13 protein-coding genes are annotated in these 12,608 nt (G+C 59.9%); 11 read left to right on the top strand and 2 right to left on the bottom strand.

Annotation, left to right across the window (positions count from 1 at the left end):
• Window positions 1-89: 89 nt before the first annotated feature.
• Window positions 90-716, bottom strand: a complete 627-nt coding sequence (locus EKM86_RS05025; RefSeq protein ID WP_125755677.1) for a histidine phosphatase family protein — start codon at window positions 714-716, stop codon at window positions 90-92.
• 309 nt (window positions 717-1,025) lie between these two features.
• Here EKM86_RS05025 and serC point away from each other — a divergent pair, with 309 nt between their 5' ends.
• The 5 genes from serC to EKM86_RS05000 all read left to right on the top strand — a co-directional run bounded on the left by serC (window position 1,026) and on the right by EKM86_RS05000 (window position 4,867).
• Window positions 1,026-2,102: a 3-phosphoserine/phosphohydroxythreonine transaminase gene (serC, locus tag EKM86_RS05020; RefSeq protein WP_125755675.1), complete on the top strand. Its 1,077-nt coding sequence runs from the start codon at window positions 1,026-1,028 to the stop codon at window positions 2,100-2,102.
• A 12-nt stretch (window positions 2,103-2,114) separates the two neighbouring features.
• A complete protein-coding gene (locus EKM86_RS05015) occupies window positions 2,115-3,290 on the top strand; it encodes a phosphoglycerate dehydrogenase (RefSeq protein ID WP_125755673.1) in 1,176 nt (391 codons plus the stop codon).
• 74 nt (window positions 3,291-3,364) lie between these two features.
• Entirely contained in the window at window positions 3,365-4,027 is a 663-nt protein-coding gene (locus tag EKM86_RS05010) for a DNA alkylation repair protein (protein ID WP_125755671.1), read from the top strand.
• Between the two features lie 60 nt (window positions 4,028-4,087).
• Window positions 4,088-4,477, top strand: coding sequence for a hypothetical protein (locus EKM86_RS05005; protein ID WP_125755669.1), 390 nt, complete (start codon window positions 4,088-4,090; stop codon window positions 4,475-4,477).
• A 21-nt stretch (window positions 4,478-4,498) separates the two neighbouring features.
• Entirely contained in the window at window positions 4,499-4,867 is a 369-nt protein-coding gene (locus EKM86_RS05000; protein WP_125755667.1) for a hypothetical protein, read from the top strand.
• Between the two features lie 61 nt (window positions 4,868-4,928).
• On the opposite strand, the gene EKM86_RS04995 is transcribed toward EKM86_RS05000, so the two are convergent.
• Window positions 4,929-5,741 (bottom strand): putative ABC transporter permease, encoded by an 813-nt coding sequence (locus tag EKM86_RS04995; protein WP_125755665.1) that lies wholly within the window; start codon window positions 5,739-5,741, stop codon window positions 4,929-4,931.
• A gap of 199 nt (window positions 5,742-5,940) precedes the next feature.
• On the opposite strand from EKM86_RS04995, the gene aspD reads away from it, so the two are divergent.
• The 6 genes from aspD to EKM86_RS04965 are packed head-to-tail and all read left to right on the top strand — an operon-like array spanning window position 5,941 to window position 12,490.
• Window positions 5,941-7,533, top strand: a complete 1,593-nt coding sequence (aspD, locus tag EKM86_RS04990) for an aspartate 4-decarboxylase (RefSeq protein WP_125755663.1) — start codon at window positions 5,941-5,943, stop codon at window positions 7,531-7,533.
• Complete coding sequence (locus EKM86_RS04985) at window positions 7,533-8,252, top strand: GntR family transcriptional regulator, LSA1692 subfamily (RefSeq protein ID WP_164506176.1); 720 nt, start codon at window positions 7,533-7,535, stop codon at window positions 8,250-8,252. The genes aspD and EKM86_RS04985 overlap by 1 nt, the downstream gene beginning before the upstream one ends.
• A 51-nt stretch (window positions 8,253-8,303) precedes the next feature.
• The gene (locus tag EKM86_RS04980) at window positions 8,304-9,617 is read left to right on the top strand and encodes a Sapep family Mn(2+)-dependent dipeptidase (protein WP_125755659.1); all 1,314 of its coding nucleotides are present in this window, start codon (window positions 8,304-8,306) and stop codon (window positions 9,615-9,617) included.
• Window positions 9,618-9,632: 15 nt separating this feature from the next.
• The gene (locus EKM86_RS04975) at window positions 9,633-10,586 is read left to right on the top strand and encodes a N(4)-(beta-N-acetylglucosaminyl)-L-asparaginase (RefSeq protein WP_125755657.1); all 954 of its coding nucleotides are present in this window, start codon (window positions 9,633-9,635) and stop codon (window positions 10,584-10,586) included.
• Between the two features lie 44 nt (window positions 10,587-10,630).
• The gene (locus EKM86_RS04970) at window positions 10,631-11,155 is read left to right on the top strand and encodes a GrdB-related putative oxidoreductase (RefSeq protein ID WP_125755655.1); all 525 of its coding nucleotides are present in this window, start codon (window positions 10,631-10,633) and stop codon (window positions 11,153-11,155) included.
• Window positions 11,156-11,176: 21 nt separating this feature from the next.
• Window positions 11,177-12,490, top strand: a complete 1,314-nt coding sequence (locus EKM86_RS04965; RefSeq protein WP_125755653.1) for a PTS sugar transporter subunit IIC — start codon at window positions 11,177-11,179, stop codon at window positions 12,488-12,490.
• Window positions 12,491-12,608: the final 118 nt, after the last annotated feature.

Genomic DNA, 12,608 nt, shown 5'->3' with positions numbered 1-12,608 from the left:
GGTGTGAACGGTTACATTATCATTAGCTTACTTAGTCAACTATATTAAACCCCTGGCATAACAAAAAAATCGCCGCTGGCGGCGATCACTTAATACGTTTGGGCGTCAAACCGATTGTAGTACCACAGGTGCGCGGCACCGCTGGCGGTTTGCGTGATTTTAGTCACCGAGGTGTTGTCTGGCTCCGGCAGGCTCATGGGGTCTCTGGGCTGCAGCACTGCCAGCGCAGCGGCCTTGACCGTGAAGCCGTGGGTGACGATCACGATTTTCTGGTCGGGATAGGTCTCAGTCTGCGCGGCCATGAAGTCACCCACGCGGGCCACTACGGCATCAAACGTCTCACCGTCCGTGGCGTACTTCACGTAAGTCGGCAGGACGTCGTGCAGGATCGGGTCATACACGTCCGGATACTGCCGTTCCAGCTCGTGGTTATTTTGCCCGTCCCACTTGCCGTAGGAAATCTCGAGCAGCCGCTGGTCCAGCGTGATCGGCAGGTGCGCCTTGGCGTTTAAAATGGCGGCTGTTTCCTGCGTGCGGGCCAGCGGGCTGACCAGCATTGCGGCGCACCCGCTGAGGTCAAAGCTGGCCGCGAGATGTTCGGCTTGCTGCTTGCCAGTCTCAGTCAGGTGGGTCCGCTCGTCGTTGATGATGCCCTGCTTGATGTACTGCGTGTTGGCCGTGGTCTGGCCGTGGCGAATGAAGTAAAAAGTGGTCATGTTATCCTCCCTGACTGCTGTTGCTTGTATTATCGCACACCTCATCAAGTTGACATCGAATTTTAATCATGCTAGAGTGTGAGCATTCAAGGAAGCAGGAGGTTACATTATGACAACCCAACATATTCACAACCTCATTTCATCATCACGGTCATGCTGCTCGCATTTGCGCAGACCGTGATTTGAGCTTCCTTCAAACCAAATGGTCTCGCAGGTGCTAATCCTGTGAGACCGTGAATGTTTCATCTCACGTCCTCACAGTCAGCTGTGAGGACGTTTTTTATTGGGACATTCGAGGAGGAGAAAATTATGCCAGTTTATAACTTTGCTGCAGGGCCCGCTGTCATGCCGGTGCCGGTCGTCAACCAGATTCAAAAGGAGTTGCCGTCGCTGAACGGGTCGGGGATGAGCATCATGGAGATCTCGCACCGCTCCGCCCAGTTCGATGAGATCCTGCAAACCGCCAAACAGGACCTGCGCGACCTGATGGCCATTCCCGACGATTACGCAATCCTGTTCTTCCAAGGCGGCGGCACCGGCCAGTTCGCGGCCGCGCCGCTGAACATGGCGACCAAGCACCACCGCATCGCTGTGCTGGACTCGGGCCAGTGGGCGACCCGCGCGCGGGATGAGGCGGCTAACCTCGGGGTGACCGCCGACACGGTGGGCTCGAGCCTAGCCGACCACTATCACCACCTGCCGCACCTGGCCGCCCCGCTGGCCAAGGACACCTACGACTACCTGCACATCACGACCAACAACACCATTGAAGGCACCGCGTACCGCGACCTGCCGAACGCCAACGGCACACCGCTGATTGGGGATATGTCCTCGAACATTTTGGCCCAGCGCTACCGCGTCGAAGACTTCGCCGAGATTTTCGCCGGTGCGCAGAAAAACCTGGGGCCGGCCGGCGTCACCCTGGTTATCGTGAAAAAGGCACTGGTGCACCACTTGGCCGGGCTACCCAGCATGCTGGACTACGACCTTTTCATCAAAAAGGACTCGCTGTACAACACGCCGCCGGTGTTCGCCATTTACGCGCTGGGGCTGACCCTCAAGTGGGCCAAAGACCAGGGCGGGGTCGATGCCTTGCAGGCGCGCGATGAGCAAAAGGCCGCGAAGCTTTACGCCTTTCTCGACCAGTCCAAGCTGTTTCACAACTTAGTCAAGCCGGAGGACCGCTCGCTGACCAACGTGCCGTTCGTCACTGGCGACGCCAAGCTCGACCAAGCGGCCGTGGACGCCGCGGCAAAGGCGGGGCTGATGAACCTCAAGGGCCACCGCAGCGTCGGCGGCCTGCGCGCCAGCTTGTACAACGCGATGCCGGAAGCCGGCGTCGATGCGTTGATCGATTTTCTTCACGACTTTGAGCAGCACCACTAGGAGGCAAACGACATGTATCAAGTGAAAACGTACAACGCGATCGCCCAGGCCGGGCTCGACCGCTTCACCGCAGATTTTGCGCTTAACCAAAGCGCTCAGCCGGACGCGTACCTGATTCGCTCGGTCAACTTGCGCGAGGCTGAGTTCCCGGCGAGCCTGAAGGTGATCGTCCGCTGCGGCGCCGGTTACAACAACATTCCGCTTCACCGCGCCACCGAGGCCGGCATCGCCGTCTTCAACACGCCTGGCAGCAACGCCAACGCGGTCAAGGAGCTGGTCGTGGGAATGCTGATCATCGCCTCCCGCAACCTGTACTCCGCGGTCACGTATGCGGAGCACAACAGCGGGGCGGACATCTCGACCCGCACGGAAAAGGAAAAGACGCAGTTCAACGGTACCGAGCTGGTCGGCAAGACGCTGGCGGTCATCGGCGTCGGTCACGTTGGGGCCAAGGTCGCCGCAGCCGCCAGTGCCTTGGGCATGAAGGTGATCGGCTACGACCCGTACCTGTCCGCCGACAGCGCCTGGCACATCCCGACCGCTGCGATCCGCGCCCACACGCTGGCAGAGGCGCTGAAGGACGCCGATTACGTCACGGTCCACACCCCCAAAAACGAGGAAACCACTGGCCTGATTGGGGAAAAAGAGTTGAACGAGATGAAGCCGGGCGCCGTGCTGCTGAATTTTGCGCGGCTCGGCATTGTCGATAACGCCGCGGTGCTCAAGGCGCTGGATGGCGGGCGGCTCAAGCGGTACCTCACCGACTTTGGCGAAGACAGCATCCTGGATCGGCCGGACATTCTGGTCACACCGCACATAGGCGGCTCGACCGCCCAGGCCGAGGACAATGGGGCAGTGCAAGGGGCCGAGACGGTGATGCAGTTTCTGGAAACCGGCAACGTCGTCAACTCGGTCAACCTGCCGCACCTGGACGTGCCGTTTACCACGCGCTTTCGGCTGACCGTCATGCACCAAAACATTCCTAACATGGTCGGGCAGATCACCACGCTGCTGGCCAATGAAGACATTAACATCGAAGGTATGAGCAACGCGGCGCTGGCCAAAACGGCGTACACTGTCATTGACATCGATGCGCTGAATCAGGCCGACGCAGCGGCGCTCTTGACCAAGCTCAACGCCATTCCGGCCGTGTATCGCACGCGCCTGCTGAACAACCCGCGCCTGTGATCGACGCGGTTGAAGCCACCTGGCGCGCTGGTGATCTTTGACTCAGCAAAACAATGCCGACAAGGAGGCGTGAGATGACAGACGGACCTCAAATTTCAAGGTTTCAGTTGGTCGGCGAGCCAGCCAATGCAACGCCAATGGCCAAATACATGAAGAACCAGTTTCCGTTCGTCGGGGTGAAGACGCCGGCGCGCCTGGCTCAAAGCAAGGCGCTGCTGCACGCCAGTTTGCAGGTGCCGACGCCTGCGGTGATGGCCTGGAGCCAAGCCCTGTATCGGCGGTCCGAGCGCGAGTACCAGTACGTCGCGATCGACCTGGCCAAGCACAACTGGCGAAGATTTTCCGTCGCGGAGCTGCTGGCGCTGCGGCCGCTGGTCGTGGCCAAGCCTTGGTGGGACACCGTCGACGCCTGGCGCGTGGTGTACGGCCGCGCCGCCGACGCCGACTCGGCGGTTAAGCGGCAGTTATTTGACGTATTTGAGGCCAGCGATAATTTCTGGGAGCGGCGCATCGCGCTGAACCTGCAGCTGATGAGCAAGGACCAGACGGACCTTTCGATGCTGCAGCAGGCGATCCTGCGCGACCGCGAGACACCGGAGTTTTTCATTCAAAAGGCAATTGGCTGGGCCCTGCGGCAGTACAGCAAAACCGACCCGCAATGGGTGCGCGCCTTTATCTCCGGACACCAGTTGAGCAAGCTGGCGGTGCGCGAAGGCAGCAAGTATCTTGACCGCTAGGGTTGTATTCGCTTGCATGGGTTGCGATAATTGAACCAATAGCTTCAGGGGGGCTTTTGCATGAGTGTAAAAAAGTGGAACACCATCTTCACCATCGCAGTGCCGGTCGGCGTCGCACTGATTTTCATCTTGACGCGCATCTTGACCGGGCCGCACACGCGCCTGTTGGCCTGGATCGGCCTGTTTGTCTGGCTGATTGGGTCGCAGGTCTGGCAAAGCCGCGTCACGATGAGTCGCTACCGCGCGCAAGCCAAGCTCTGGGAGCTGGCCGATGACCGCGGGCTGACGACCGCCGCGGTGCGCCAGCTGGTGCCGCAGTATTCCGAGCATGACTTGGACGAATCGCGGCCGGAGAACCACCGCTTTTTGATGAGCAAGGCCGCTATCTCAACGCTCACCGCCAAGCTGCCGAGGCAGCAGGCGCCGGTGAAGAAGCACCATCGCAAGTAGACCCAGTAAAGGAGCAGTGGGATGAGTCTGACAAAATCGCGGCTGCTGTACGCGGCCTTAATGCTGGTGACGTTGGTGGTCGCCGTCGCGCTGGGCGGCAACTCCTCACGGCTGGGAATGCTGTTGTGGGTGATGTGGCTGCTGCTTTCGGCCGGCTACAACAAGCAGCGTCTGCGCGCGTTGGACCAAAAGCTCGATGAGATCTGGCGGCTGGCCGATGCGCAGGGACTGACCGCTGCAGATTTGAAGCAGTACACGCCGCAGTACGGCACCCTGGACCTCAAAATGACGCGGCCGGGCAGGCGCCAGTTTTACCCCTCGATGAAGGCGACGGATAAATTGCTGGCTGCGCTGCGCGAACAGGCGCAGACCGCCGCGGATGATCAATGAGCACACCATAAAAGCAGACGGCAGCGATCCGATTCGGACCGCTGCCGCCTGTTTTTTGCTGTTATTTACCTTGCTTGTGCCGCCGCTTCAGCAGTTCGGCCAAATCGGCGATGTCCTTCGGCGGGGTCTTGGTGTCGTGCAGCTGCAGGTGCGGGAAGGAATTCAGCAGGCGCCGCTGGACCCAGCTCAGGCTCGGCAGCTTGGCCATATCGGCCTGGTGCTGGCGGTAATCCTCCAGCCAGCCGTGTTCTTTTTCCAGCTTGGCTGCGGCGGTATCGACCGAGGTGCGCAGTTCCTGTTTCTTCTGGTCGATGGCGTCGCCGATTCGCTTGGTCGCGGCGCCCATGGCCAGAACGTTGGCCAGCGTGAAGCCGAAGTCGAACATGAACAACGTGAGAAACAAGATTGCAGCAAAAATCCCGTATTTAACGTCCAGGTGGGTCACAAACCGCGCGACAAACGGGTGCACGACCTTGACCACGAACACGACCCCGATGCCCCAAAACGCGGAAATCGGCAGGGCAACGCGGCCCTGGAAGTTCAGGGGGATGTTCGAGTAGTCCCACCACCGGGCGTGGAACAATTTTTCCATCAGCCAGGAGGTCACATATTCGATGATGGTGATCAGCACCGCCGACCCCAAGTAGAGCCACAGCAAGTTATCCTCAACCGGCCGCAGCAGTGCGAGCACGGCGGTGATGGAAAAGCCGTACACCGGGATCACTGGGCCGTTGAGAAACCCCGAGTTGACCCACTGCCGCTTCTTGAAACTGACATAACCCGACTCCCACACCCAGCCGACAAAAGCGTAGGCGAAAAAGTACAGGACCCAAAGGGTGAATTCTTGTTCGATGAGGAGCGTTTGGGTGTTCATGTTGGGCCTCCCGGCGTGCGCGGATAAATTAATCTAATTGTACTTTAGCATAGCGGCCGCGTGGCGACACGCATTGGCCGATGTCCGGTCAGCTGGTATACGCAAAAAGCCTATCAGACGGGCTTGTCATCGCTTTCTGTAGCGGCTAGTATATACCATAGAGATTATCCTAAAATCTGGTGAAGCGAGGTGAGCAAGGTTGGCCGAGTCAGAACTAGAAACCTTGTCCCCATTTGAACTGAGTTTGTACCTGGAGCGGCAGATCGACCCGCACCAAGGGCTGCCGCTGCTGAACGCGGGCCGCGGCAATCCCAACTGGACGGCGCCGACGCCGCGCGACGCGTTTTTCCTGCTTGGGCAGTTTGCCGTGCAGGAGACCCTGCGCAGTACGCCGCAGCTGACCGCGCGGCAGATTCAGCCCAGCGCGCAGCGGGCGGCGCGGTTCGCCACCTTTTTGGCGGCGCATGCCGGCCCGGGTGCCACTTTTTTGAAAACTGTGAGTGAAGCACCTGAAGATCAGCTGGGCGAGCCCTTTGCCGTCTGGCTCACCCAGGCCTGCGACGCGATCATCGGCGACAATTACCCCGCGCCCGTACGGTGCCTGCCGGTGGCGGAGCAGCCGCTGAAGGCGTACCTGAGCCGCGAGCTGTTTCAAAGCCGGCCGCTGGCCTTCGACGTGTTTCCCACCGAAGGCGGAACGGCCGGCATCTGTTACCTGTTTGACACCCTGATGCACACCGGGCTGCTGGACGCCGGCGACCGGATCGCGCTGTTTCTGCCGACGTTTGCGCCGTACCTGGAGCTGCCCAAGCTCCCGCACTACCATTTTGACGTGGTGAAGATCCGCGCCCACCAGGTGCAGGAAGCCGGCGGGCGCACCAGCTACTGGTACGCCGATGAGGAACTGGCCAAGCTGCGCGACCCGCGGGTCAAGGCAGCGTTCATCGTCAATCCCAGCAACCCGACCGCCAACGCCTTGGCGCCGGCCACGCTGAAAACCCTGCAGCAGCTGGTGGCTGGACCGCGGCCGGATTTGATGATCCTCAGCGACGACGTTTACGGGACGTTTGTACCGCAGTTCCTGTCCGTCTTCGCCGCACTGCCGCACAACACGGCGCTGCTGTATTCCTTTTCCAAGTACTTCGGCGCGACCGGCTGGCGCGTGGGCGCACTGGCCGTGGCCAAGGACAATATTTTCGATGAGCTGATCGCCAAACTCCCCAGCGACGTGAAAACGCGCGTTGATGCGCGCTACGCCTCGGTCACGACCGATCCCGATGATCTGGGCTTCATCGACCGGCTGGTCGCCGATTCGCGGGACATTGCGCTGAATCACGCGGCCGGACTTTCCGGGCCGCAGCAAGTGATGAGTGCGCTGTTCGCCCTATACGGCATGGCCACGGAAGGCCAGGCCTACAAGCGTGAGGTGATCAACATCTGCCGCACTCGCGAAAAACAGCTGCTGGCGGTGATGGGCCTGGCCCAGCCGCTGCCTGCGCTGGACACGGCGTACTACTGCGACATCGACCTGCTGAAGTGGATCACGACCCGGTACGGCACCGCTTTTGCCAAGTACGTCCAAAAGCGCTGGACCGTGACCAAGCTCTTAGTCGCGCTGGCCAAGCAGCAGCACGTCATGCTCCTGAAAACCAGCGCCTTTGGCAGCAGTCCCTGGGCCGTGCGGGTGTCGCTGGCGAACCTGGCGACCAGCCAGTACGAGGAGATCGGCACTCGGCTGATCACGCTGATGGATGGGATCCAAGCCGATTGGCAAAAGGAGGCGCTGGCATGATCACCAAATTTGAAGAGGTGGCCGGGCAGCTGGCCGACCGCGTGCGCCGCGGCGTGTACTCCACCGCCCAGCGCTTGCCGTCGGAATACGACCTGGCCAAGGAATTTGACGTCAGCCGGCTCACTGTCCGCAAGGCGATCGACCTGCTGATTCGCCAGCAAGTGATGGTCAAGGACCCGGGTAAGGGCACCTATGTCATGGCGACGCCGGAAAAAGTCGAAAGTGGGCGCATGGGCCTGCAGGGCTTCACCGAAGCGGCCAAGGCTTACGGGAAGGTCAGCCGCACCGAGGTCCTAAGCTTCGGGCCGGCTGAACACCTGCCGCCCGTCGTCACGCAGGCGCTGCAGCTGGAAAACCGGCACGACCAGCGGGTGGACCTGCTGGTGCGGCGACGGTTTTGGGACGATGACCCCATGACGATCGAAAAAATTGCGATTTGTCATGAGTACGTTGCGGACCGCAAGGCGTCAGACTTCACGGGGTCGCTGTTCGACCTGATCGAACGCGAGGTGCCGATTGCTTACTCTCATCAGGAAATCGAGGCCATTTTGGTCGATTCGGAGCTGGCGGACCTGCTACACGTGCACCTCGGCGATCCGCTGCTCCGGGTCAACTCGGTCACCTACACAGCCGACGCCAAGCCGATTTTCTATGACACGTCGTACTACCGCGCCGATAAATATTCGTTTAAGTCCACTTTGACGCGGCAGAATCACTGACAGGCTGTGACGAGAGGACGAGTCAGAACCGCAGATTTTAAGGAGGTAGCTATGGACACCGAGACAATTAAGCAGTTGATCGCAGCGCATCGCGATGAGTTTCTCAAGGCGCTGGATGCAATCATGCAGATTCAAAGTGTGAAGGGTGAACCCGAGCCGCATGCGCCGTTCGGCAAAGGCCCGCGGGCTGTGCTGGAAGCCGTTGTGAAGCTCGGCCAGCAGTACGGGTTTCAGACTGGGATCGTCAACGACGCGATGGCCTACGTGCAGTGGGGCGACGACAATGACGATTACGTCGGCATTGTCGGCCACCTGGACGTGGTGCCGGCAGGCGACGGCTGGTCATATCCGCCGTTCAAGCTGAGCGAAAAGGACGGCCGCTTCTTTGGCCGCGGCGTGCTCGACAACAAAGGCGCCAGCATTGCCAGTCTGTACGGCATGAAGCTCCTGAAAGACGCTGGCGTCAAGCTGCACCGCACCGTCCGCCTGATTTTCGGCTCGGACGAGGAAAGCGGGTCTGCCGATGTCCCACTGTATTTGAAGCAGGAAAAGGCCCCGCGCTTCGGCTTCACGCCCGACTGCAAGTGGCCGGTGGTGTACGGCGAGCGTGGCATCGTGAACTACCAGATCAAAACGCCACTGCCGACCAGCTCGCTCGACCAGCTCAGCGACATTGTCGGCGACCAGGCAATGGATCACGTGCCCGACGAGCTGACCGTGGCGCTGAACGGTAAGCCGCTGACCGTCAAGGGCAAGCGCACGCCGACCAACGCCCCGGAAATGGGCGAAAATGCGATCACCTGGCTGGCTAAGCACGCCGTTGACGACGACCTGGTCCAAGGCCCGCTGAAGGATTACTTCCAGTGGGTGGTCGACGCCCTGCACGAAAAGCACTACGGCGAAGGGCTGGGCATCGCGTTTGAAGACGCTGATTCCGGCAAGCTGATCGTCACGCCGTACAAGCTGACTAAGCAAGATGACGCGATGGTGCTGGAGGTGGCGATGCGCTACCCGGTCAGCTTCACCGAAGTCGACGTCACGGCTGGCCTCAAAAAGGCCGTGCCGGCAGGCAGCACGATCACCGTCGTTCGCAGTATCCCCGGCGTCATGCACGACAAGCACGACCCGTTCATCGCCGAGCTGTCCAGGGTCTACGAGGACGTCACCGGCCTGGATGGCACGCCTTTGACCACCACCGGCGCGACGTATGCCCGGGCGATGCCGAACATCGTGGCATACGGGCCGAGTTTTCCCGGGCAAAAAGGGATCGCGCACAAGCAGGACGAGTGGATGGATGAGAAGGACCTGATGCTGAACATGGCGGTTTACATGAGCGCCATCATCGCAATGGGCAACCAGCAGTAAAGGAGGAATTTTCTGATGAGCAAATGGGGCACAATTGCCACCTGGCGCATGGCGCACGAAGGCGTCGTGAAGGCCAGCAAGTTGTTAGCTGAAAACGGCAGCGCGGGGGATGCGGTCGAGACCTTGATCAACGAGGTCGAGGCGTTTCCGTTCTATAAATCCGTCGGTTACGGCGGGCTGCCGAACGAGGAAGGCGTGGTCGAAATGGACGCGGCCTTCATGGACGGCGACACGCTGGCACAAGGCGCAGTTGGCGGCATTCAAAACGTCAAGCACGCCGTTTCCGTGGCGCGGGCGCTTAGCCACCAGCACTACAACAGCTTCCGCGTCGGCGAAGGCGCGACCAAGTTCGCCATGAAAAACGGGTTTGAAATGACCAACATGCTGACGGATCGCGCCAAGGCCCGCTGGCAAAAGCGGCTCAAAGAGCTGCAGGCCACGGACAAGCCGTACGACGGTCACGATACCGTCGGTGCGATCACCCTGGCCACCAGCGGCTCCATGGCCGCCGGCACCTCGACGTCCGGTCTGTTCATGAAAAAGGCCGGCCGCGTCGGCGATTCACCGCTGTCTGGCTCCGGCTATTACGTGGATTCGACCATCGGCGGCGCCGCGGCGACCGGTCTGGGCGAGGACATCATGAAGGGTGTGCTGTCCTACGAAATCGTCCGCCGCATGGGCGAAGGCGAAACGCCGCAGGACGCATGCGACCACGCCGTTTACCCGTTCATCGAAAAGTTGAAGAAGCGCTACGGCAAGGCCGGCGAATTTTCACTGGTTGCGATGAACAACCAGGGCGAGTGGGGCACGGCCACCAACGTGGAGTTCACGTTCAGTGTCGCGACGGCCGATGAGCCGGCTCGGATCCTGATGGCGAACCCGGGCCCGGATCACACCACCGTCATCGAACCGGTCACCCAGGAATGGCTCGATGCGTACGAGAAGCGGATCCACGCACCAATTGAGTAAACTTAAGTTAGCAGTTAGTTCACTAGGTGAAGGGGGGAATAACCATGAAAGCAATTATTATTTTGGATCAGATGCAGGCGGGACTTGGCGGCAAAGAGCGCGCGGACACACCGCTTGGCGGCCAGCGCGTGGCCATGGGGTCGGCCGACACGACTGAGAAGGCCCTTGCGAAAAATGACGGCGAGCTGCTGGGCACTTTTTACTGTGGGACGGACTATTACGCCGAAAACCGCGAACTGGTGCAGCGCAAGTTCACCAAGATGGCCGAGAAAATGGGGGCCGATGTGGTCGTGATCGGGCCGACCTACGACTACCCGGAATTTGCGCAAATGGCCTGTGAGGTGGCGACGGCGTTCCAGACCCAAACCAAGATCCCGGCCATCGCGGCGATTGCCGAGGAGAAAAACGCGGACCTGATCGCGCAGTACAAGGACCAGCTGACAATCGTGCGCGCGCCGAAGAAGGGCGGCACCGGCTTGTCCGACGCCGTTGATCACCTGGCGGAAGGCGCTGCTTTGCTCGCCAAGGGGGAAGATCTCGGCGCCTTTAAATCAAGTTACTGTTACTAACACTCAAAGGAGGGGAACGCTATGCAAAAGAAATTTGAGTCGGTCTTGATGCCTGTTGCCACCAAGCTCGGCAATAACGTGGTGCTCAGATCGCTGCGTGACGGCTTTCTGATCATCACGCCGCTGATCATTGTCACCTCGATTTTCCTGTTGATCGGCAACTTCCCGATCCCCGGCTGGGAGAATTTCTGGACCGGGATCCTCGGCCCGCACTGGATGGAGTGGTTCAGCGCCGTTTCTAATTCCGTGTTCAGCTTCACCGGGATCCTGTCGACCATCGGTATCGGGTATGCTTACGGGAAAAACCGCGGGTTGGAAGCTATCCACGCGGCCATTGTCGCCCTGGTCAGCTTCCTGATTCTGACGCCGACCAGCTTCAATGTGGGCAAGACTGCAGTGTCTGCGGTTCAGACCATGTACGTTGGCCCCAACGGGATTTTCCTGGGGATCTTCATCGCGATTTTCTCGGTCGAGATTTATCGCTTCGTGGTGCGGCGCCACTGGACCATCAAGATGCCCGATGGGGTGCCGCCGGCCGTGTCGCAATCCTTTGACGCCCTGGTGCCATCGGCGTTCGTCATTCTCGCGTTCTTCCTGGTGCGCGTACTGTTTTCTCTGACCTCATTCGAAACGGCGTATAACTTCATTTATACGATGCTGCAATCGCCGCTGAAGCACGTCGGCAACTCGCTGCCATCAGTGCTGCTGTACAACTTCCTGGCGTCCTTGCTGTGGTGCTTCGGGATCAACGGGCCGACCATCACCAACTCGGTGTGGTCACCGATTTTCTTCGTCCTGACGCAGGACAACCTGAAGGCGTTCCAGAACCACCTGCCGCTGCCGCACATTTACACGCAGCCATTCATTGATATCTTCACCACATACGGTGGCGGTGGGTCCACGTTGTCGCTTTTGATCGTCATGTTTGCGGTCTGCAAGTCCAAGCGGATTCGCGAGCTGGGCAAGTTGGCGATTCTGCCTGGGATCTTCGGCATCAACGAGCCGATCATCTTCGGCCTGCCAGTAGTTTTGAACCCGATCATCGCGATTCCGTTCATCACCGTGCCCGTGCTCAACACCTTGATTTCCGGCCTGGTCATGACCGCCGGCTGGGTGCCGCGCACGAACGGCGTGCTGCTGCCATGGACCACGCCGCCGATCATCTCCGGGTGGCTGGCGACTGGGTCCTGGACCGCGTCGGTGCTGCAGCTGTTCGAGTTGATTTTGGGAATCCTGATTTACTACCCATTTGTCAAAATGCTCGATAAGCAGTATCTCGGCGAGGAACAAGCCGCTGCGAAGAAAGACCTCGATATCGATTTTAGCGAGGTTTAACCAACTGATTGCTTGTGAAAAATGTGGCGCTGCCGCTGGCGGTGGGGCTGCATTTTTGTTCTGTCGCTTGTGCACTGTTTTTTGCACGTCACGAAACGCCTTGACAGACGGCGCTTTC

Source organism: Lacticaseibacillus hegangensis, assembly GCF_003946465.1.
GTDB classification, from domain to species: domain Bacteria; phylum Bacillota; class Bacilli; order Lactobacillales; family Lactobacillaceae; genus Lacticaseibacillus; species Lacticaseibacillus hegangensis.
Note: the sequence above shows the minus strand (reverse complement) of the source record. Positions and strands in the feature narration are given on the sequence as shown.

Bases quoted from the DNA above. Each gene is read 5' to 3' on its own strand.
- EKM86_RS05025 (WP_125755677.1), bottom strand. From the start codon at position 716: ATGACCACTTTTTACTTCATTCGCCACGGCCAGACCACGGCCAACACG.
- serC (WP_125755675.1), top strand. From the start codon at position 1,026: ATGCCAGTTTATAACTTTGCTGCAGGGCCCGCTGTCATGCCGGTGCCG.
- EKM86_RS05015 (WP_125755673.1), top strand. From the start codon at position 2,115: ATGTATCAAGTGAAAACGTACAACGCGATCGCCCAGGCCGGGCTCGAC.
- EKM86_RS05010 (WP_125755671.1), top strand. From the start codon at position 3,365: ATGACAGACGGACCTCAAATTTCAAGGTTTCAGTTGGTCGGCGAGCCA.
- EKM86_RS05005 (WP_125755669.1), top strand. From the start codon at position 4,088: ATGAGTGTAAAAAAGTGGAACACCATCTTCACCATCGCAGTGCCGGTC.
- EKM86_RS05000 (WP_125755667.1), top strand. From the start codon at position 4,499: ATGAGTCTGACAAAATCGCGGCTGCTGTACGCGGCCTTAATGCTGGTG.
- EKM86_RS04995 (WP_125755665.1), bottom strand. From the start codon at position 5,741: ATGAACACCCAAACGCTCCTCATCGAACAAGAATTCACCCTTTGGGTC.
- EKM86_RS04980 (WP_125755659.1), top strand. From the start codon at position 8,304: ATGGACACCGAGACAATTAAGCAGTTGATCGCAGCGCATCGCGATGAG.
- EKM86_RS04975 (WP_125755657.1), top strand. From the start codon at position 9,633: ATGAGCAAATGGGGCACAATTGCCACCTGGCGCATGGCGCACGAAGGC.
- EKM86_RS04970 (WP_125755655.1), top strand. From the start codon at position 10,631: ATGAAAGCAATTATTATTTTGGATCAGATGCAGGCGGGACTTGGCGGC.
- EKM86_RS04965 (WP_125755653.1), top strand. From the start codon at position 11,177: ATGCAAAAGAAATTTGAGTCGGTCTTGATGCCTGTTGCCACCAAGCTC.